The organism is Bradyrhizobium sp. WSM4874 (assembly GCF_055811835.1).
This window is the reverse complement of sequence record NZ_JBVVPR010000002.1, coordinates 106,659-127,732: the sequence shown is the minus strand read 5'-3', so window position 1 is coordinate 127,732 and position 21,074 is coordinate 106,659. Positions and strand designations below refer to the sequence as shown.

General features: G+C 64.5%; 18 protein-coding genes. 9 read left to right on the top strand and 9 right to left on the bottom strand.

The genetic code is table 11. From position 1 onward, the window contains the following. Positions 1-41 precede the first annotated feature (41 nt). Together AC0L3P_RS02905 and eno are read right to left on the bottom strand one after the other, a co-directional pair. A complete protein-coding gene (locus tag AC0L3P_RS02905) occupies positions 42-1,175 on the bottom strand; it encodes a zinc-binding dehydrogenase (protein WP_354059130.1) in 1,134 nt (377 codons plus the stop codon). A 34-nt stretch (positions 1,176-1,209) separates the two neighbouring features. Continuing rightward, positions 1,210-2,493, bottom strand: coding sequence for a phosphopyruvate hydratase (gene eno, locus AC0L3P_RS02900; RefSeq protein WP_354059128.1), 1,284 nt, complete (start codon positions 2,491-2,493; stop codon positions 1,210-1,212). Positions 2,494-2,617: 124 nt separating this feature from the next. On the opposite strand from eno, the gene queF reads away from it, so the two are divergent. Beyond that, entirely contained in the window at positions 2,618-3,106 is a 489-nt protein-coding gene (gene queF, locus AC0L3P_RS02895) for a preQ(1) synthase (protein ID WP_275171235.1), read from the top strand. A 15-nt stretch (positions 3,107-3,121) separates the two neighbouring features. Beyond that, the gene (locus AC0L3P_RS02890; protein ID WP_354059124.1) at positions 3,122-3,919 is read left to right on the top strand and encodes a substrate-binding domain-containing protein; all 798 of its coding nucleotides are present in this window, start codon (positions 3,122-3,124) and stop codon (positions 3,917-3,919) included. A 13-nt stretch (positions 3,920-3,932) separates the two neighbouring features. Here the strand turns inward: AC0L3P_RS02890 and glsA are convergent, their stop codons facing one another. From glsA to tpiA, 7 genes are all read right to left on the bottom strand, one after another. Beyond that, the gene (gene glsA, locus AC0L3P_RS02885; protein ID WP_473300930.1) at positions 3,933-5,807 is read right to left on the bottom strand and encodes a glutaminase A; all 1,875 of its coding nucleotides are present in this window, start codon (positions 5,805-5,807) and stop codon (positions 3,933-3,935) included. A gap of 104 nt (positions 5,808-5,911) precedes the next feature. After that, positions 5,912-7,117 (bottom strand): MFS transporter, encoded by a 1,206-nt coding sequence (locus AC0L3P_RS02880; protein WP_354059120.1) that lies wholly within the window; start codon positions 7,115-7,117, stop codon positions 5,912-5,914. Beyond that, a complete protein-coding gene (kdsA, locus tag AC0L3P_RS02875; protein WP_275171238.1) occupies positions 7,117-7,980 on the bottom strand; it encodes a 3-deoxy-8-phosphooctulonate synthase in 864 nt (287 codons plus the stop codon). Before kdsA ends, AC0L3P_RS02880 begins: the two co-directional genes overlap by 1 nt. A gap of 124 nt (positions 7,981-8,104) precedes the next feature. Beyond that, on the bottom strand, positions 8,105-8,431 hold the full coding sequence (locus AC0L3P_RS02870; RefSeq protein ID WP_473300929.1) for an NIPSNAP family protein: 327 nt from the start codon (positions 8,429-8,431) through the stop codon (positions 8,105-8,107). 260 nt (positions 8,432-8,691) lie between these two features. After that, the gene (locus AC0L3P_RS02865; protein ID WP_007590604.1) at positions 8,692-10,323 is read right to left on the bottom strand and encodes a CTP synthase; all 1,632 of its coding nucleotides are present in this window, start codon (positions 10,321-10,323) and stop codon (positions 8,692-8,694) included. A gap of 166 nt (positions 10,324-10,489) precedes the next feature. After that, positions 10,490-10,876 carry a preprotein translocase subunit SecG gene (gene secG / locus AC0L3P_RS02860; RefSeq protein WP_007590603.1) on the bottom strand — a complete coding sequence of 129 codons (387 nt, stop codon included), beginning with the start codon at positions 10,874-10,876 and terminating at the stop codon, positions 10,490-10,492. 141 nt (positions 10,877-11,017) lie between these two features. Beyond that, a complete protein-coding gene (gene tpiA, locus AC0L3P_RS02855; RefSeq protein WP_354059115.1) occupies positions 11,018-11,773 on the bottom strand; it encodes a triose-phosphate isomerase in 756 nt (251 codons plus the stop codon). 222 nt (positions 11,774-11,995) lie between these two features. On the opposite strand from tpiA, the gene AC0L3P_RS02850 reads away from it, so the two are divergent. The 7 genes from AC0L3P_RS02850 to AC0L3P_RS02820 all read left to right on the top strand — a co-directional run bounded on the left by AC0L3P_RS02850 (position 11,996) and on the right by AC0L3P_RS02820 (position 20,877). Next, positions 11,996-13,894 (top strand): SurA N-terminal domain-containing protein, encoded by a 1,899-nt coding sequence (locus AC0L3P_RS02850; protein WP_354209828.1) that lies wholly within the window; start codon positions 11,996-11,998, stop codon positions 13,892-13,894. Between the two features lie 14 nt (positions 13,895-13,908). Continuing rightward, positions 13,909-14,922 carry an anthranilate phosphoribosyltransferase gene (gene trpD / locus AC0L3P_RS02845; protein ID WP_275171242.1) on the top strand — a complete coding sequence of 338 codons (1,014 nt, stop codon included), beginning with the start codon at positions 13,909-13,911 and terminating at the stop codon, positions 14,920-14,922. Between the two features lie 7 nt (positions 14,923-14,929). Then, positions 14,930-15,748, top strand: coding sequence for an indole-3-glycerol phosphate synthase TrpC (gene trpC / locus AC0L3P_RS02840; RefSeq protein ID WP_473300928.1), 819 nt, complete (start codon positions 14,930-14,932; stop codon positions 15,746-15,748). Further along, positions 15,748-16,260 carry a cyclic pyranopterin monophosphate synthase MoaC gene (gene moaC / locus AC0L3P_RS02835; protein WP_473300927.1) on the top strand — a complete coding sequence of 171 codons (513 nt, stop codon included), beginning with the start codon at positions 15,748-15,750 and terminating at the stop codon, positions 16,258-16,260. Before trpC ends, moaC begins: the two co-directional genes overlap by 1 nt. 246 nt (positions 16,261-16,506) lie before the next feature. After that, positions 16,507-19,239: a bifunctional diguanylate cyclase/phosphodiesterase gene (locus AC0L3P_RS02830; protein ID WP_473300926.1), complete on the top strand. Its 2,733-nt coding sequence runs from the start codon at positions 16,507-16,509 to the stop codon at positions 19,237-19,239. A gap of 88 nt (positions 19,240-19,327) precedes the next feature. Beyond that, complete coding sequence (locus AC0L3P_RS02825; RefSeq protein ID WP_354209959.1) at positions 19,328-19,942, top strand: TetR/AcrR family transcriptional regulator; 615 nt, start codon at positions 19,328-19,330, stop codon at positions 19,940-19,942. 83 nt (positions 19,943-20,025) lie between these two features. After that, positions 20,026-20,877, top strand: coding sequence for a DMT family transporter (locus AC0L3P_RS02820; protein ID WP_473300925.1), 852 nt, complete (start codon positions 20,026-20,028; stop codon positions 20,875-20,877). The last annotated feature ends 197 nt before the right edge of the window (positions 20,878-21,074 follow it).

Sequence of the window (21,074 nt, the reverse complement as noted above, 5' to 3'; positions counted from 1 at the left end):
GGCAAGACCTTCTTTGGGTGACGTGCCGTCGCACATCACGATTATTTATTTGGGTTGATGAGGAATTTTTCGCCGGTGGCGCGTTTCGCATAGACCGCGATATTGGCGGGATCGAGCGCCTCGGAAAGCGACACCACCTTGGTGTAGTGGCTGGCAAACGTGGTCTTCAGTTCGTCGACCACGCGCTGGCGCAGCCTGGCCCCGTCCGCCTGCCCGATCTTCATCAGGAACGGAAACAGCAGCCAGCCACCGACGCCCCAGGCCATGCCGAAGCCGCGCGGCAGCTCGATCGGGCGGACGTCAAGCGCGCCATAGACATAGACCTGCTTGTGCACGTTGGAGCCGTAGCGGCTGTATTCCTTCGCGGTCTTGTTGATCGCGACTTCCATGCAGTTGAGGATGTCGCCGGCGAGCTTGCCGCCGCCGATGGCGTCGAAGGCGATGGTGGCGCCGGTCTCGACCAGCGCGTTGGTGAGATCGCCCAGGAAGCTCGGTGCGGTGGAATCGACGACGTATTTGGCGCCGATCTTGTGCAGGATGTCGGCCTGTTCCTTGCTGCGCACGATGTTGACCAGCGGGATGCCGTCCTTGATGCAGATCTTGTTCAGCATCTGGCCGAGATTGGAGGCGGCCGCAGTGTGCACCAACGCCTTGTGACCCTCGCGCCGCATGGTCTCGGTCATGCCGAGCGCAGTCAGCGGATTGACGAAGCAGGAAGCGCCTTCGGCCGGCGTGGTGCCTTCCGGCAGCGGCAGGCACTCGCGCACTTTCAGCGTGCGATACTGCGTATACATCGCGCCGCCAATCATGGCGACGGTCTTGCCCATCAGCGCCTTCGCGGCATCCGAGGAGCCGGTCCTGATCACGACTCCCGCGCCTTCGTTACCGACCGGCATGGACTCGTCGAGCCGGCCTGCCATCGCCCGCATCGCGCCTTCCGGCACCTTCGCGGTGATGATGGGAGCGCCCTTGTCGCCGGAAGCCTTCGCAGTGCTCATATCGGCCGCGCCGATCAGGAGCCCGAGGTCGGACGGATTGATCGGAGCGGCCTCGACGCGAACGACGACCTCGTCCGCGGCGGGTTCGGGGGTCGGCACGTCGAGCAGCGAGATCTCGAGCTCGCCGCTCTTCTTGATCAGCGAACGCAATTGCAGGCCGTTTTTGCCGTCGCTCATGTCGATCCTCCCCTGTTTTTGTCCGAGAGCTGGCTTATGCCAGCGCCTTCAGTGCCGCCTTGCCGCCGTAGAGCGCCTGCTTGCCGAGCTGCTGCTCGATGCGCAGGAGCTGGTTGTATTTGGCGGTGCGATCGGAGCGTGCAAGGGAGCCGGTCTTGATCTGTCCGCAATTGGTGGCGACCGCGAGGTCGGCGATGGTGGAATCCTCGGTCTCGCCGGAGCGGTGCGACATCACCGAGGTGTAGCCGGCCTTGTGCGCCATCTCGACGGCGGCGAGCGTCTCGGTCAGCGTGCCGATCTGGTTGACCTTGATCAGGATCGAGTTGGCCCGTCCGGCCTTGATGCCTTCGGCGAGCCGCTTGACGTTGGTGACGAAGAGATCGTCGCCGACGAGTTGGCACTTCTTGCCGACGAGGTCGGTCAACTCCTTCCAGCCGTCCATGTCGTCTTCCGACATGCCGTCCTCGATGGTCACGATCGGATAGCGCGCGACGAGGTCAGCAAGGTACTTGGCCTGCTCGGAAATCGAGCGGGTCTTGCCCTCGCCTTCGTAAACATACTTGCCGTCCTTGAAGAACTCGGTCGAGGCGCAGTCGAGGCCCATCACGATGTCGGAGCCCGCCTTGTAGCCGGCCTTGCCGATCGCGTTCATGACGAATTCGAGCGCGGCGTCCGCCGATGGCAGGTTCGGGGCAAAGCCGCCCTCGTCGCCGACATTGGTGTTGTGGCCGGCCTTCTTCAGCTCCGACTTCAGGGTATGGAAGACCTCGGCGCCGTAGCGCAGGCCCTCGGCGAACGACGACGCACCGACGGGCAGGATCATGAACTCCTGGAAGTCGATGGGGTTGTCGGCATGCATGCCGCCATTGATGATGTTCATCATCGGCACCGGCAAGAGACGCGCCGAGGTGCCGCCGACGTAACGGTAGAGCGGCATGTCGAGCGAGTTCGCGGCCGCCTTGGCGCAGGCGAGCGAGACGCCGAGGATGGCGTTGGCGCCCAGCCGGCTCTTGTTCGCGGTGCCGTCGAGGTCGATCATGATCTGGTCGAGCTGGGCCTGCTGCTCGACATCGAGGCCGCTCAGGGCCTCGAAGATCTCGCCGTTGACGGCGCCGACCGCCTTGGTGACGCCTTTGCCGAGATAACGGGCTTTGTCACCGTCGCGCAGTTCCACCGCCTCGTGGGCGCCGGTGGAAGCGCCGGACGGCACGGCAGCACGGCCGAGCGCACCATCTTCCAGCACGACGTCGACCTCGACGGTGGGATTGCCCCGGCTATCCAGGATTTCGCGTCCGATGATGTCGATGATGGCGGTCATGAGGGCCTCTTTTCGGGGGACTAAGCAGTCAGTTGGGGTGCTTCTACCGCAATGCATCGAAGCGGAAAAGGCCGGGTGACGGCCGCACGATGATTGGCTAAGAGGGCGCCAAGGAGGCGGCCTGATGTCGAAAAAGCCAAGCAAATCGAAGAACTCAAGCTCGGATTCACCTGCCCTGCAGCTTGGCCGCGCGGTGGAATGGCCGGATGCGCCCGAGAAAGCAAAGCTCGACCGCGTGCCGAATCCGCAAGGAGGCACCGATTATCTGGTGCGCTTCACCGTGCCGGAATTCACCTCGCTCTGCCCGGTCACGGGACAGCCGGATTTCGCGCATCTGATGATCGACTACGCCCCCGGCCAATGGCTGCTGGAGTCGAAGTCGCTCAAACTCTACATCGCGAGCTTCCGCAATCACGGCGCCTTCCACGAGGACTGCACCGTGATGATCGGCAAGCGCATCGCGAGCGAGATCAAGCCGAAGTTCCTGCGCATCGGCGGCTACTGGTATCCGCGCGGCGGCATCCCGATCGACGTGTTCTGGCAGACCGGCCGCGCGCCGAAGGGCCTGTGGGTGCCCGAACAGGGCGTCGCACCCTATCGCGGGCGGGGCTAGTTGGACCGAACGCCGATGGAATCGACTGCAGCAACATTCCGAAATCTTGGATTGGGCCTTCTGGGCATGCTGTGGCTGACCGGCGCGGCCGAGGCTGCCGAAGTCCGGGTGATGATCTCGGGCGGCCTGACGGCTGCCTACAAGGTGCTCGTGCCGGAGTTTGAGAAGGCCACCGGCAACAAGGTGCTGACGGAATATGGGCCCTCGATGGGGACCACGACCAACGCTATCCCGGTCCGGCTGGAGCGCGGCGAGGCGGCCGATGTCCTGATCATGGTGGGCTACGCCCTCACCGATCTCGCCAGCAAGGGCAAGGTCGTTGCCGGCAGCCAGGTCGACCTGACGAGATCGCCGATCGGGGTCGCCGTGAAATCGGGCGCGCCGAAGCCGGACATCAGCTCGGTGGAAGCGGTCAAGCGCGCGTTGCTCGCGGCGAAGACGATCGCCTATTCCGACAGCGCCAGCGGCGTCTATGTCTCGACCGAAATGTTTGGAAAGCTCGGCATTGCCGATGTCATGAAGGACAAGGCCCGCAAGATTCCGGCCACGCCGGTCGGCGAGATCGTCGCCCACGGCGATGCCGAGCTCGGCTTTCAGCAGATCAGCGAGCTGAAGCCCGTGAAGGGCATCGATATCGTCGGGCCGCTGCCGAACGAATTGCAGCAGATCACGATCTTCTCAGCCGGCATCGCAAGCGTTTCCAAAGAGCCCGAGGCCGGCCGGGCCTTGATCAAGTTCCTTGCCTCCCCGGCAGCCCGCGACGCGATCATCGCGAGCGGCATGGAGCCGATCGCGGCCGGTGGAGCGAACTAAAACCCTCTCGCATCTAGTACGCGCTCAGCAGATCGACCTTCGTATTCGCCAGCACCAGACGCCGCGCCAAGATGGCAGCGAGATTGCGCATGATTTTGAGCGAGGTCTCGGGATGCACGCGACGATAATCGGCAAAGCTGCCGAGCGGCAATTCGAGGCAGGCCACCGGCGTGTCGGCGAAGACGTCGGCGCTGCGGCTTCCCTCCAGGATCGCCATCTCACCGAAAGCCATGCCGGGGCCGAGTGAAGCCAGCCGCACGCCGCTGCGCAGCTTTACACTGACCATGCCGCTCTGAAGGAAGAACAGCGAATTGGCGGGCTCGCCGGCGGCGATGATGCGCTGGCCGGCCGCGTAGTGCCGCGTGGTCGACAGCTTGACGATGGCGGCGATCTCGTCGGCATCGAGCTCGGCCAGCAGTGCCTGCTCGCCGAGATGCGCGCTCTCTTTCACGTCGGTGAAGCCGCCGAAGCGGTAGATCACCTGATCCTCGGCCCATTCGATCGCATCGTCCAGGAGTGCAAAACGCCGTAACCGGCGCGGCTCGGACGTGCGCGCCGAGATCGCCGTCCACACGGCCGAGGTCTCTTCGAAGCCCGACAGGATCGTGATGATGCCGGCATTGCCGAGCGCCGCCAGCGTCTCGCCCAGAAGCTCAGCGCCCGCTGCGGTGATATCGGGGACGCGACGAAAATCGATGATCAGGAGCGGCGCATTCGGCGGCTCGCTGGTGAGCCGTCGCGTGACATAGTCGATGGTGCCGAAATTCATGGCGCCGACCAGCTCGAGCACGCGGATGTCGCTGTGGCGCTCGTCGAGAATCTGCTGCTCGCGCGGCGGGCGGCTGCGGCGCGAGGAGATGCCGTAGACGTCGTAATCCGCCATGATGCTGGTGCGGACGTCGGCATTGCGGTTGAGCATGTGCAGGTCGAACCGCGCCGACAGCGCTTCGCACACTTTCAGGCCGCGCGCGCTGTTGAAGTGGTTATCCAGCAGCGGCGAGAAAGTGCCGAGCCCGAGTTGCGAGGGTAGCGCCGCGACGATACCGCCGCCGACGCCGCTCTTGGCGGGGATGCCGACCCGGTAGGTCCACTCGCCAGCATAATCGTACATGCCCGAGCTCGTCATCACCGACAACGTGCGCGCGACGATGTGCGGCGTGATCACCTGCACGCCCGTCACCGGATTGATGCCGCGATTGGCGAGCGTTGCCGCCATCACCGCCAGATCGCGCGCAGTGACCAGGATCGCGCATTGACGGAAATAGACGTCGAGCACGGCGTCGACGTCGTCTGGCAGCACGGCGTAATTGCGCAACAGCCAGGCAATGGCCCGGTTGCGGTTGCCGGTCGCGGTCTCAGAGACATGCACGGCGTCGTCGACACCGAGCTCGCGGCCGGCGAACTGGCTGAGCTTCGAGCGGACGCGCTCGAAGGCGCCCTTCCCGTCCACCTCGTAGATCAGGCCCGAACAGGCGATGGCGCCGGCATTGACCATCGGGTTGAAAGGACGGTTGTCGTTGGTAAGCCGGATCGAATTGAAAGCTTCGCCGCTCGGCTCGACGCCGATGGTGGCTGCGACCCGCTCTTCGCCGACCATCTCCAGCGCCAGTGCGAACACGAAGGCCTTCGAGACCGATTGGATCGTGAACGGCACCGCACTGTCGCCGACCTCGTAGATATGGCCGTCGATGGTGACGAGCGCGATGCCGAAATGGTCGGGGTTGGCGCGCTTCAGCTCGGGAATATAGTCGGCAAGCTCGCCCGAATTGTCGGCCTGGAATTCTTCGTAACAAGCGGTCAGGAAGCGCCGGAGCGGGGGCTTGGTGGGATATCCCGTCGATCGGGTCACGCTGGCTGCGCTGGGCGAGCGGCTGGTCTGGGCGTCCACGATCTCACACCTCGATTTGCCCAAAATCGAAGCAATTCGTGTGCCATGTATACGGGACCGACGGTGTCGTGGTGGGGCCGATCCCCTTCAGGGACCGAATAGCCTCAGCGCGCGTCGGACGGCGCGCGCTGTTTCAGCAGGCGCGCGCAGACAAAGCCCAATACCACCATGATCGCGGCGCTCACGAGCAGCGTCGGCACCTTGCCGCCATGCTGCAGGCCAAGGCCATAGGCGAGCGGCCCGACCGTCTGCCCCATGAAGAAGAAGAACGAATGCAGCGATAGCGCGGTCGCGCGTGCCTCGACCGAGAGCTCGCTGGCAAACATCTGCAGGCAGCCATGGGCGATATAGAAGCCCCATCCCATCACGACAAGATTGAGCGCCTGCACTTCCCAGCGCGGGCCGAAGCCGACGAGAACGAGTTGCGAGGCCACCAGCGTCATGCCCGCGATCATCATTCCCTTCATGCCCAGCCATGGCAGCAGGCGCGACACCGTCAGCGTGTAGAACAAGCCGCCGACTGCAAAGCCCGCGATGACGAAACCGGCGATCGAGAGCGAGGTCTGACCGAGCTCGAACAGGAACGATGCGATGTAGGGAAACAGGCCGAGCACGCAGCAGCCTTCGATGAACACCGCCGAATAACAGACATAAGCGTTCGGGTTGGTGAAGATGGTGCGATAGCCGGCCTTCAGCGCCGACAGGCTCGTCTTCGGCGGATGCTTGACCTTGGCGCCACGAAAACCGGCGGCGACTGCGATCGACGCAACGATCACGAGCCCGCCGAGCACTGCCAGCACGCCGCGCCAGCCGAGGAAATCGCCGATCAGGCCGGAGGCCGAGGCGCCGAGCAGATTGCCCGTCATCGCGCCGGCAAGCGTGCGGCTGATCGCGACCTGGCGTTTCTCCGGACCGACGAGATCGCTGGTCAGGCTGAGCGCCACGGGAAACACGCCGCCGGAGCCGATGCCGGCGAGGATACGGGTCGCGAACAGAACCGAGAACGAGCTCGAGAGCGCCCCCAGGATGTTGGCAAGGCCGAGCAGCGCGAGGCAGCCGATCATCAGCCGCGTCTTGCCGAACAGATCGGCGGCGGCGCCGACGATCGGCTGGATGATGGAGAAGGTGAAGGCGAACACCGCGGCAAAGCCGGCAGCGGTCGCGATGCTGACGCCAAAGTCCTCGGCGACGTGCGGCAGCACCGGATCGAGCGCGCGCGCGGAGAGCGCCGCGGCAAAGCTTGCACCGGAGATGACGTAGAGCGCGGCCGGCAGGCCGTGATCGTGCGGCCGCGCCTCGCCTTGCTGCATCAGCGCGGGTCGGCTTTGGTCGAATCTTTGGCGAGCGCGTCGAACGCCATCAGCCTTCGGATCAGCCCTTCGAAGTCGCGCAGCGGCACCATGTTGGGTCCGTCGGACGGCGCGCTATCGGGGTCGGGATGAGTCTCGATGAAGACACCGGCAACACCGACAGCGACGGCTGCGCGTGCGAGCACCGGCACGAATTCGCGCTCGCCTCCGGAAGACGTCCCCTTCCCGCCCGGCTGCTGCACCGAGTGAGTGGCGTCGAAGATCACGGGTGCGCCGGTGGTGCGCGCCAGGATCGGCAAGGCGCGCATGTCGGAGACTAGGGTGTTGTAGCCGAAGGACGCGCCGCGTTCGGTCACGAGCACATTGGGATTGTTCGCGCTCGTGATCTTGGACACGACATTGGCCATGTCCCAGGGCGCGAGAAACTGACCCTTCTTGACGTTGACGACCTTGCCGGTTGCGGCGGCCGCCAGCAGCAGATCGGTCTGGCGACACAGGAAGGCGGGGATCTGCAGGATGTCCACCGCCTGCGCCACCTCGGCGCATTGCGCGGCGTCATGCACGTCGGTCAGAACCGGCAGGCCGAGCGACGATCGGATTTCGGCGAAGATCGGCAGCGACTGGGCAAGCCCGAGCCCACGCGCGGCCGACGCGCTGGTGCGATTGGCCTTGTCGAACGAGGTCTTGTAGACGAGGCCGATCTGCAGCCGCGCGGCGATCTCCTTCAGCGCCGAGGCGACCTCCAGCGCATGCTGGCGGCTTTCGAGCTGACACGGTCCGGCAATGATCGAGATCGGCAGATCGTTGCCGAATTTGACCTTGCCAATAGTGACGACCGGCGCCGCTGACGTCGAAGAGCTCAAGGCAAATCCCTCGCTTCGGCGCGACCATAGCCGCGATGAAGGGCGGATCAACCCCATTCGGCCTGGGCTCCCAGAATATCAGGGTTGCGCCAGGCTCCCCGCGACGCCCTCGCGCCGGCCGCCTCTACTTCACCGCCGAGAAGGCGGTCGGCGCCATGATCTGGCTGACGATGTTGCCGACGATCTGGCCGTCCGCCTCGCTCTCGGCGCGCGCTTTCATCCAGTCTGGATCGCTCATGAAGCCGGCCCACTTCTTCTCGCGCTCGGCGAGCGACTCCCAGGCCAGGAAGTAGGTCAACTCCTGGTTGGATTCGCCGATCAGCGTGGTGAAGAAACCGGCTTGGCGAATGCCGTGCTTTTCCCAGATCTTCAGCGTCGCCGTCTCGAACCGCTTCAGCAGCGCCGGCAAACGGCCGGGCACGCAGCGATAGATGCGCATTTCGTAGATCATTCTTGTTTACTCCCTGAACAGGTCCGGCGGTTATAACGGCTGGCCCTGACGGTGTCTTGAGGCCCGCTCGACCGCCCCCCGTGGCGTTCCGCGCATGGCTCTGCCCCCCTGCTGAACGTGCCGCCGGCCGCCGTCTACAAGCTGACGCGTCGGCCGCAGATGAAGCTCGTTACGGGATCGCTTGCGCCTGCTACGTCAATGCCGGCCGGGCGGAGCGGATGCATCTTGCACGTGAACTGCACCGCCACGTGCTGAGCCGATTACACCAGGCGGCTCTGCACCATCGCCGCGCGAATGAACGACGCGAACAGCGGATGCGGCTCGAAGGGGCGCGACTTCAGTTCGGGATGGAACTGGACGCCGATGAACCAGGGGTGATCCTCGTACTCGACGATCTCCGGCAGCACGCCGTCGGGCGACAGGCCCGAGAATTTCAGCCCGTGCTGCTCGAGGCGATCCTTGTAGGCGGTGTTGACCTCGTATCGATGGCGGTGGCGCTCGGAAATCTCGGTCGCGCCGCCATAGACCTCCGAGACGCGGCTGCCGCGATTGAGCGCCGCGGGATAGGCACCCAAGCGCATCGTGCCGCCGAGATCGCCGGCGTTGGTGCGCTTCTCGAGCTCGTTGCCGCGCAGCCATTCCGTCATCAGGCCGACCAGGGGCTCCTTGGTCGGGCCGAACTCGGTGGAGTTGGCCTCCTCGATCCCGACGAGATTTCGCGCGGCCTCGATCACCGCCATCTGCATGCCGAAGCAGATGCCGAAATACGGTACGTCGCGCTCGCGTGCGAACTGCGCCGCGCGGATCTTGCCTTCGGCGCCGCGCTGGCCGAAGCCGCCGGGCACCAGAATGCCGTTGACGTGTTCGAGGAACGGCGCGGGATCTTCCTTCTCGAAGATCTCGCTTTCGATCCAGTCGAGATTGACCTTCACCTTGTTGGCGATGCCGCCATGCGAGAGCGCCTCGATCAGCGACTTATACGCATCCTTCATGCCGGTATACTTACCGACGATGGCGATGGTGACGTTGCCTTCGGGATTGCGGATGCGCTCGTTGATCTGCTGCCAGCTGCGCAGCTCCGGCGGAATCCGCGAACCGATGCCGAAGGCGGCAAGCACTTCGTCGTCGAGGCCTGCGGCATGGTAAGCCTGAGGGACAGCGTAGATGCTGTCGGCGTCGCGCGCCTCGATGACGGCGCTCTCGCGCACGTTACAGAACAGCCCGAGCTTGCGCCGTTCCTCCTTCGGGATCTCGCGATCGGTACGGCAGAGCAGGATGTCCGGCTGGATGCCGATCGAGCGCAGCTCCTTGACGGAGTGCTGCGTCGGTTTTGTCTTCAGCTCACCGGCGCTGGGGATGTAAGGCAGCAGCGTCAGATGAATGTAGATGGCGTGATCGCGCGGCAGCTCGTTCTTGAGCTGGCGGATCGCCTCGAAGAACGGCAGCCCCTCGATGTCGCCGACGGTGCCGCCGATCTCGACCAGCACGAAGTCGTAATCATCGTTGCCGTCGAGGACGAAGTCCTTGATGGCGTTGGTGACATGCGGAACGACCTGGATGGTCGCGCCGAGATAATCGCCGCGCCGCTCCTTGGAGATGATGTCCTGGTAGATGCGCCCGGTCGTGATGTTGTCGGCCTTGGTCGCAGGCCGCCCGGTGAAGCGCTCGTAGTGACCGAGATCGAGGTCGGTCTCCGCGCCGTCATCGGTCACGAACACTTCGCCGTGCTGATACGGCGACATCGTTCCGGGATCGAGATTGAGATAGGGGTCGAGCTTGCGGAGGCGGACCTTGTAGCCCCGGGCTTGCAACAGGGCACCGAGTGCCGCTGAAGCCAGACCCTTGCCGAGCGAAGAAACCACGCCGCCGGTGATGAATATGTACCGCGCCATGGGGCTTAACCTCTAATCCCTCGAATTCGATTCGCCAAAGCGATTCGTATTCCGCCCCAAACATTTTGCGGGGCTGTGGGTGAGCCAGAACTAAGAGTGGTGACAGAGCCTTGATGGGGGTTGTTGATGCAGGACGGTAGAAGCCGCCCTGCATGGCCCCCCTGCTTTATTGCGAACGCGGTACCTGTGGGCCGCTCGGCGCCGGAGCCTGCTGCTGCTCGTCGGCCTTCTTCAGCGAATCCAGAATGCCGCCGGAGGTCGGCGGCGCGATCGGTCCGCCACCGGCCGGCTGGGTCTGCGAAGCCGGTGCGCCGATGATCGACGACGGCTTGCGGTCGTAGCCGGCATACCAGGACAGGAACAGGCTGGTAAGGAAGAAGCCGACGGCCAGGATCGCGGTGGTCCGCGTCAGAAGGTTCGCGGTGCCGCGGCTCGACATGAAGCCGGCGCCACCTCCCATGCCGAGGCCCCCGCCTTCCGACTTCTGGAGCAGGACGGCGCCGATCATGACGGTGACGATCATGAGGTGAATGACGATGACAACAGTCTGCATAGTGTCCTTCCGTCACAAGCCGACAGCGCCGAGACGGCGGCCAATCGTGCTTCGCGGGGTTTTCCTGAAGTTGCGCGGTGTTACACGATCAGCCGGGGCATTGCCACCCCCGATCGGGCGGGTCGTAAGGTTTGGAGCTAGCTAGGGACAGCCCTGCGCAATCACAAGGAAGTCGGCCGCCTTCAGGCTGGCCCCGCCGACTAGCGCGCCATTGACGTTCTTCACGGCCATCAGCTCGGCCGCGTTCGAGGGCTTGACCGAGCCGCCATAGAGGATCCGCATCCCGGCGCCGTCGGCCTTGAACCTGGAGGTCAGGAATTCCCGGATAAAGCCATGAATCTGCTCGACATCCCGGGACGTCGGGGTCAGGCCGGTGCCGATTGCCCAGACCGGTTCATACGCCACCACTAGATTGGCGGCGGTCGAACCATCCGGCAGCGAGCCGTTGAGCTGGCCGCGCAGGATATCGAGGGTCTGGCCGGCGTCGCGCTGGCCCTGCGTCTCGCCGATGCAGACGATCGCCGTCACCCCGGCGCGCCAGGCGGCCTCAGCCTTCTGCCGGATCAGGGCATCGCCTTCGCCATGGTCGGCACGGCGCTCGGAATGGCCGACGATGATCGCGGTCGCACCCGAATCCGCCAGCATTTCAGCGGCGATGTCGCCGGTATGGGCGCCGGAGGCCTTGGGGTGGCAATCCTGGGCCCCCACCGCGACCTTCTTGCCGCGTGCCTTCTCGGCAAAGGCTGCGATCAGGGTCGCCGGCGGGCAAACCAGCAGGTCGGCTTTGCCGGCCACCTCTGCCGCGCCATTGAGCATGGCGTCGAATTCGGCAGTCGAGGCCTTCAGGCCGTTCATTTTCCAGTTGCCGGCGATCAGGGGGCGGATGGCATCGGTCATGTCAAATTCCAGCAAATTCGGTTTGTGCATGCGCTAGCAGAGGTCCCGTGGCAGTTCCAGAGACCAGGGGCTTTTAACCGCAGGGATCGAAAGCCTGCCGGACCCGAGGTTGCGGGGGGAAAGCCACCACTTTATGATGATTGATCAATTTGGTGACGCGCTTTTGCGGAATCTGCATTAAGACGCGCTCCCGTTCCCCTCCTGCCAAACAAGTTGGACCAAATGCTTCGAGGAATGCGCAAGGCCTCATCAAACTGGCTCGGCAAGACCATTATGGCCATTGTGATGGGCGTGCTGATCATCAGTTTCGGCGTTTGGGGCATTGCCGACATCTTCAAGGGCTTTGGGCAATCCACCGTAGCCAAGGTCGGCGGCACCGAAATTTCGCTGAACGAGTTCCGCCAGATTTACACCGATCGCCTGCAGCAGATCAGCCGCCAGTTCGGCCGGCCGCTGTCGCCTGAACAGGCGCGCGCCTTCGGCCTCGACCGTCAGGTGCTCCAGCAGACGATCGCGGAAGCCGCCCTCGACGAAGAGGCGCGCCGGCTCGGGCTCGGCCAGTCCGACGACCAGATCCGCCAGCTCATCATGAACGACCCGAACTTCAAGGGCGTCGGCGGCAACTTCGATTCGAACCGCTTCCAGTCCGTGATCCGCAATTTCGGCTATACCGAGCAGCGCTACGTCTCGGAGCAGCGCAAGGTCTCGCTGCGTCGGCAGATCACCGGCACGATCGGTGCCGGCCTCGAGCCGCCGAAGGCGATGCTCGACGTGCTGACGCGCTTCCAGAACGAGCAGCGCGCCATTGAATTCGTCAGGCTCGACGCAGCCCAGGCAGGCACCATCGACGCGCCCTCGCCCGAGGCGCTCGCCGCCTATTTCGAGGATCACAAGGTCCAGTTCCGCGCGCCCGAATATCGCAAGATCGCGTTCGTCGTGGTCTCGCCGGAGGAGATCGGCAAGTGGAGCGAGGTGTCGGACGAGGACGCCAAGAAAGCGTTCGACCAGCGCAAGGATCGGCTCGGCACGCCGGAGAAGCGCCAGATCCAGCAGATCGTATTCCCCAACGCCGCCGAGGCGCAGACCGCACGCGAGCGGCTCACCAGCGGGACGTCGTTCGAGGACCTCGGCAAGGAGCGCGGACTGAGCGCGTCCGACGTCGATCTCGGGCTCGTGACCAAATCCTCGCTCGATCCCGCGGTTGGAGACGCCGTCTTCGCGCTTCCCGCCGGTGAAATCAGCCAGCCGATCCAGGGCCGTCTCGGCACGTCGATCGTCAAGGTCGACAAGATCGAGCCGGGCACTGAGGCGAACTACGCGAGCGTTGCCGCCGACATCAAGCGCGAGATCGCCACCGAGCGTGCGCGCGTCAAGGTCGCCGATCTCCGCGACAAGATGGAAGACGAACGCGGCGGGGGTGCCAGCGTGATCGACGCGGCGCAGAAGCTCGGGCTCACCGCCGTAACCATCGACGCCGTCGACCGTTCCGGCCGCGCCCCGAGCGGCCAGCCGGTCTCCGGCATTCCGCAGGGCCTCGACGTGGTGTCGCAGGCCTTCAACACCGATGTCGGCGTCGACAATGACTCGATCTCTTTCAAGGGCGGCTATGTCTGGTACGACGTGCTTGCCATCACGCCGTCGCGCGACCGCAATCTCGATGAGGTCCGCGACCAGGTCGAGGCGCGCTGGCGCCAGGACCAGATCGCGACCAAGCTGAAGGCCAAGGCGACCGAGATGGTGCAGAAGCTCGAATCCGGCGGCAAGCTCGCCGACGAAGCAGCCGCGATCGGCGCCAAGGTCGAGACCGCCACCGGCTTCAAGCGCGACGACTCGCCCGCCAGCGTTCCCGCAACGGTCGTGTCGGCCGCCTTCCGCGTCGCCAAGGACGGCGTCGGGCAGACGGCAGTGACAGGCGGCACCGAGGTGATCGTGTTCCGCGTCACCGAGATCATCGATCCCACGGTCGATGCCGCTTCCGAGGCTGTCAAGAAGCTGAAGGACAGTCTCGACCGCGCGCAGACCGAGGAGCAGGTCGCGTCCTACGTGAACAAGCTTGAAACAGACATCGGAACCAGCATCAATCAGGCCGCCTTCGCGCAGGTGACCGGCGCGAACCAGTGAGTTGAAAGCACGCGATGGACGACCTGAAATCGATCATTGGAAAAGTGGCGACCGGCGCCAGCCTGTCGCGTGACGAAGCGGCCTCCGCCTTCGACGCCATGATGTCCGGCGAGGCTACGCCATCGCAAATGGGCGGCCTCCTGATGGCGCTGCGGGTGCGCGGCGAGACCGTGGACGAGATCACCGGCGCGGTCTCGGCCATGCGCTCCAAGATGCTCACGGTCGATGCGCCCGCGGATGCGGTCGACATTGTCGGCACTGGCGGCGACGGCTCCGGCTCGGTCAATGTCTCGACCTGCGCCTCCTTCATCGTTTCGGGCGCCGGTCTGCCGGTGGCCAAGCATGGCAACCGCGCGCTGTCGTCGCGCTCGGGCGCCGCCGACGTGCTGGCTTCGCTCGGGGTGAAGATCGATCTGAGGCCGGAGCAGGTCGGCCGCTGCGTGCGCGAATGCGGCATCGGCTTCATGTTCGCTCCCTCCCATCATCCCGCCATGAAGAACGTCGGCCCGACCCGGGTGGAGCTTGCGACACGCACGATCTTCAACCTGCTCGGTCCGTTGTCCAATCCGGCCGGCGTGAAGCGGCAGATGGTCGGCGTGTTCTCCCGGCAATGGGTGCAGCCGCTGGCGCAAGTGCTCAAGAACCTTGGCTCCGAATCCGCCTGGGTCGTGCACGGTTCCGACGGCCTCGACGAAATCACCCTCACCGGCCCGACCTTCGTCTCCGCGCTCCACAATGGCGAGATCCGGAATTTCGAGGTGACGCCGGAGGACGCGGGCCTGCCGCGCTGCGACGCCGGTGAACTCAAAGGCGGCGACGCCGACGCCAACGCGATCGCCTTGCAGGGCGTGCTCGACGGCAAGCCGAGCCCCTACCGTGACGTCGCGTTGATCAACGCCGCTGCCGCATTGGTCGTAGCGGGGCGTGCCAGGGATCTCAAGGAAGGTGTCGTGATCGGCGCAAAATCGCTCGACAGCGGCGCGGCGAGCGCGCGGCTGAAACATCTGATCGCGGTCTCGAACGGCTGAGCCTGACATGTCGGACATCTTGACCAAGATCGAAGCCTACAAGCGCGAGGAAATCGCGGCGGCCAAGCGCGCGCAGCCGCTGTCGGCGGTGGAAGCGAAGGCCAGGGCGCAAGCAGCACCGCGCGGCTTCGTTCGCGCGATCAGGGCCAAGCACGCCAATGGCGACTACGCGCTGATCGCGGAGGTCAAGAAGGCCTCGCCGTCAAAGGGCCTGATCCGCGCCGATTTCGATCCGCCGCTGCTTGCCCGTGCCTATGAGGCCGGTGGCGCCGCCTGCCTGTCGGTGCTGACGGACACGCCCTCGTTCCAGGGCCATCTCGACTTCATGGTGGCGGCCCGCGCGGCAGCGTCACTGCCGGTGCTGCGCAAGGATTTCATGTTCGACACCTATCAGGTAGCGGAGGCCCGCGCGCACGGCGCCGACTGCATCCTGATCATCATGGCGGCGCTCGATGATGCCACGGCCAAAGAGCTCGAGGATGCCGCCATCGCCTATGGCATGGACGTCCTGATCGAGATCCACGACCGCGCCGAGCTCGACCGCGCGCTGAAGCTGCGTTCGCCGATGATCGGCGTCAACAATCGCAATCTGCGCACCTTCGAAACCACGCTTGCGACCAGCGAAACATTGGCGCCGCTGATCCCCGGCGACCGGCTGATGGTCGGCGAGAGCGGCATCTTTACGCCCGCCGATCTGGCCCGCCTCGAGCGCGTCGGCATGTCCACCTTCCTGGTCGGCGAGAGCCTGATGCGGCAAGCCGACGTTACCGCTGCGACGCGCACGCTGCTGGAGCGCGAGACCGCGCGCGCCACAGGTACGAACTGATGGCGCGTAAATCCGCAAAGGCCAAACCGACCAAGACCGGCCCTGCCCTCACCCATATTGGCGCCTCCGGCGAGGCGCGGATGGTTGACGTGTCGGACAAGCCCGCGAGCGAGCGGCTCGCGGTCGCGGAAGGACGCGTCGTCATGAGCAGGGCGACGCTTGACCTGATCGTGTCCGGCAACGCCAAGAAGGGCGACGTGCTCGGCACCGCCCGCATCGCCGGCATCATGGCCGCCAAGCGCACCTCGGAGCTGATCCCGCTCTGCCATCCGCTCGCGTTGTCGAAGGTGACGGTCGAGATCGAGCCCGACGCAACGCTGCCTGGCTGCCTCGTCCGCGCCAGCGTGAAGGTCACGGGCCCGACCGGCGTCGAGATGGAAGCGCTCACCGCCGTCTCGGTCGCCTGCCTCACCATCTACGACATGATCAAGGCGGTGGAACGCGGCGTGCGCATCGAAGGCATCCACCTGGTCGAGAAGCTCGGCGGCAAATCCGGCCATTACCGCGTCTGATTGCCGCTGCTACTTCAGCGACGCGCTGATCGAGCCGAATTTTGCATTGAGCTTGCCGCGCGGGCCGTTCACCACGGATGATCGCAAGCCCGATGCCGGCGCGCCCGCATATTGATTGCTTTTGCGAGCCCCCGTTCACGGCGCATTAACCCAGCTTGCTAACTTCGCCTCCACTCCGTTCCCGTAAACCAACGGATGTTTCAGGGGTCAAGGATTGACCCTGACGTGTGCACGCAACGATCGATCATGATGACGGGATTCGGCAGTCGCCTTTTTGACCAGGCCTTCGTGCGCAGCGGACCGATCCGCTGGCTGGTGGTGGGCGGCACGCTGCTGATCGCTGCGATCGCCGTCGGCGCGACGCTGATGGCGGAGAATTTCCGCGAACGTGCGCTGCGCAACGCGGGCCGCGAACTGGAAAACACCGTGCTGATGCTGGCCCATCATTTCGACCAGCAATTGCAGGATTTCGCGGTCATCCAGAAGGATTTCGTCGACTACGTCCGCGCGAGCAGCATCACCAATGCGGCGGACTATCGCAAACGCCTCGCCGGCCAGGACCTCCACCGGATGCTGCGTTCGAAGATCGAGGCACTGCCCTACATAGGCGGCGTCAATATCATCGATGCCGAAGGCAATTTGATCAATTCGTCGTCGGCATGGCCCGCCCCGAACGTGAACGTTGCCGATCGCGCCTATTTTCGCACCTTCCGATACGATCCCGACGCTCCCGACGTCCTGATCGAACCACTTTACAGTCGCATCTCCGGCGCCTGGACCATCCTGATCGTGCGCAAGGTCGTTGGACCGAACGGCGAATTCATGGGTGTGGTCGGACGCGGCATCGAGCCGGCAAATTTCGAAAAATTCTTCGAGTCCGCCGTGCTCGGCGAAAGCGCGACGATCTCGATGCTGCACCGGGACGGCACCATGCTCGCCCGTTATCCCCATTCCAGCGAATTGATGGGGCGCAATTTCAAGAACGGCCCGTTCGCACATCAAAAGGTTTTCGGGCTCGACCATTTTGCCGGCCGCTTCATCAGCCCCGTCGACGGTGAGGACCGGCTGATTTCCTCACACGCCCTGCCTCACTTCCCGATCCTGATGATGGCCACCACGACGCGCGCGACGGCACTGACGGATTGGCGCGAGCAGATCGGCATCCTGATCTCGGTCGCCGCCTCTTCCGCGCTCGCCATCGCGGGCGTGCTGATCGCGATCGTACGCAAGCTCCTGGAGCAGCATCGTCTTTCGCGGGAACGGTTGACGCTGGAAATGCAGCGTCTCGACCGCGCCGTCAACAACATGACTCAGGGTCTGCTGCTGTTCGACGCCGCGCAGCAGCTCGTGATCTGCAATCAGCGCTACATCGAGATGTACGGGCTGTCGGCCGAAATCGTGAGACCCGGCTGCAGCTTCCACGACATCATTGCGCACCGCAAAGCCACCGGCTCGTTCACCGGCGATCTGGACCAGTATGTCGCACGGGTCCTGCGCGACGTCCATCTGCGCAATTCCATGGTGGTCGACACCTCCGACGGCCGCTCGATCCAGATCGTCAACGAACCGCTCACGGACGGCGGCTGGGTGGCGACGCATGAGGACATCACGGAGCGCCGGCGTATCGAGGAGCGCATCACCCATCTCGCTCACTACGACGCGCTGACCGACCTGCCCAACCGCACCATGTTCCACGAGCATCTGCGTCAGGAACTCGATCTCGTCGCCGGGGGCGAACAACTCGCGGTGCACTACATCGACATCGACGAGTTCAAGGGCGTCAACGACGCGCTCGGGCATCTCGTCGGTGACGAGCTTCTGAAGTCGGTTGCGCAGAGCCTCCAACGGTGTGCGGGTCCGGCGGACTTCGTGGCGCGGCTCGGCGGCGACGAATTCGCCATCGTCCAGAGCGCGGTGACATCGCTGGATCAGGTCAACGAGCTCGTCGCGCGCGTGTTCGAAGCCATCCGCGCGCCGTTCGACTGCATGGGACATCATCTTGCCACCGACGCCAGCATCGGCATCGCGCTGGCGCCGGAACATGGAACGGCGCTGGACCAGATCCTGAAGAACGCGGACATGGCGATGTACGCCGCCAAAGCCGCCGGGCGCCGCACCTATCGCTTTTTCGAGCCAGAGATGGACGCCAAGGTCCACGAGCGGCGGCAGCTCGAGATCGACCTGCGCCACGCCATCGCCCAAGGCGGGCGCGAAGGCGGCCTCGAGGTGTACTACCAGCCCTGCCTCAGCCTGAAGGACGACCGCATCACCGGCTGCGAGGCGCTGGTGCGCTGGCGCCATCCCGAGCGCGGCATGGTCTCGCCGGCCGAGTTCATTCCGATTGCCGAGGACACCGGCCTGATCAACGAAATCGGCGAATGGGTGCTGGCGACCGCCTGCCGGGACGCGGCGAACTGGCCTGACGACATCCGCCTCGCCGTCAACGTCTCGCCGGTGCAGTTCAAGAGCGGCACGCTGGCGCTGAAGATCATGGCAGCGCTTGCCGCCTCCAATCTGCCGGCGAGCCGGCTCGAGCTCGAGATCACCGAGGCGGTGCTGATCCGCGACGACGACACCGCGCTTGCGGTCCTGCATCAACTCCGCGCCATCGGCGTCCGCATCGCGCTGGACGATTTCGGCACCGGCTACTCCTCGCTGAGCTATCTGCATCGCTTCCCGTTCGACAAGATCAAGATCGACCGCTGCTTCGTCAACGACATCGCCGGCCCCGACGGCTCCGCCAGCATCGTGCAGGCCGTCGTCAATCTCGCGGCCGCCCGCCGCATGACCACCACGGCCGAGGGTGTCGAGACCGAGGAGCAGCAGCGTCTGCTGCGCGCACTCGGCTGCTCCGAGATGCAGGGCTATCTGTTCAGCGCCGCAAAACCCGCCGACAAGGTGCTTGAGCTGTTCGCAGCTCATCGCAGCCGTCTCGCCCAGCGCGGCGGCAACGAAAGCCGTCGCCGCGAGGCAAGCTAGGGATCTACTTCCACACACGCGGGAACGTCAGCTCACGGGACAAGGGTGCCCACTTGGAATTATAGACCAATTGGTCTATATATCGGGAATGCGTCGCCAAATCCCTGTGCAGTTGCCCCGTGGCCGTCCCCGAAGTTTCGACGTGGAAGCCGCGGTCGAGCGGGCGATGGGCGTGTTCTGGTCGCGCGGTTATCACGCAACGGCCCTACCGGACCTTCTTCGTGCGACGAAGCTCTCGCGCGGCAGCCTTTATGCGGCTTTCGGAGACAAGCACTCGCTGTTCTTGCGTGCGCTTGATCGCTACATCGCCGATGCCCTGACACGCATGGATGTCGAACTCGACCCCCGCAGAGATCCGGTCGACGGCCTGCGCGCCTACCTCGCCGGCTACGTTGACCGAACGAGCGGCGCCAATGGCCGACGCGGATGCCTGCTGGTGGCCACAGCCATGGAGCTGGCTGGCCGTGACGCCGAAGTTGACCGCCGCATCGGGAGCTTTTTCAAAGCCATGGAGGCCAGGGTGGCTGATGCACTGTCCCGTGCGAAGGCGGCGGGCAAGCTGGCCGATGCCGTCGAGCATTCAAGTGCCGCGAAAATTCTCGTCTGTTTCGTCGAGGGGCTGCGCGTCGTCGGCAAGGCGGCATCGACGCGGATCACGTCACAAGCCACCGCTGACGCTCTCCTCGACCGCTTCATCAGGTAGACAACCGTTTTATCAGGTTTTCGGCCGCTTCCGCTGCTGGCGCGTCGAAATATAGACCGAACGGTCTTGAAAGGAAGAATGTCATGTCGGCCATCCAGATCGTCTGTGCGGTGGCCGTCCCCCTGCTCTGGGGTTACCAGTTCGTGGCCATCAAAGTGGGCGTTACGGAGTTTCCCCCTCTCTTCTTCCTCGCGCTGCGCTTTTTGGCCATCGCGCTGCTGCTCGCTCCCTTCGTCAAACGGCCCACGCGTCGGCAGCTCGGCCCGATCGCAGCAATTTCGCTTTTCCTCGGTGGGCTGAACTTCGGTCTCTTCTATGTCGGCCTCGGGCTCGGCTCGGGCAGCATGTCGGCCGTCGCCTATCAACTCGCCACGCCCTTCACGGTCCTGTTAGCTTGGCCGCTGCTCGCGGAGAGGCCATCTCTCACCACTTCCGCTGGAGTAGTGCTTGCATTCGTCGGTGTGGTCATGTTGGCGGTGGAGCCCGGCGTGTCCGCAAACACGCTTCCACTGCTGCTCGTGGTCGGGGCAGCCTTTGCATTCGCGATATCCAACGTCTTGACGAAACGCTACGGGCCTTTTGATCCCCTGATGTTGATGGGGTGGTCCTCGCTGCTCACGGTGCCGCAAGTCATGGTGATGTCGCTGCTCCTTGAACATGGACAACTCGCGAGCCTCGTTACTGCGGATGGACGTGGTTGGCTGGCGCTCGCCTACACGATTTTTATCGGGGGAATTGTCGGGTTTGGCCTATGGTTCTGGCTGATCGGGCGTTGCTCCATGGGCCGCGTCGCACCCTTCGGTTTGCTGCTTCCAGGGTTCGCCTTGACGTCCAGCGTGATGTTCCTTGGCGAACACATGACCTCAAAGTTGATTTTCGGCGGGCTGCTCGCGATCTCCGGCGTCGCCATCACACAGTTGAGACCGAGCGCTTGATTAATTTGAACGGCCATAGCTCTTGAGCCGTCGGCCCGTGAGGACTTGACCGTGGTGACCCGCCAAGCTATCCCGCCCTCGCAGCTCCTCTGGCGCTGCCGTAGGCGTTACCGTCATCCAACGCGTCCTTTGTCGAGAGGATCCCAGCTGGGAGATCTCGATTCACGAGACGCCACGGTCATGCCATCACGCTCCCA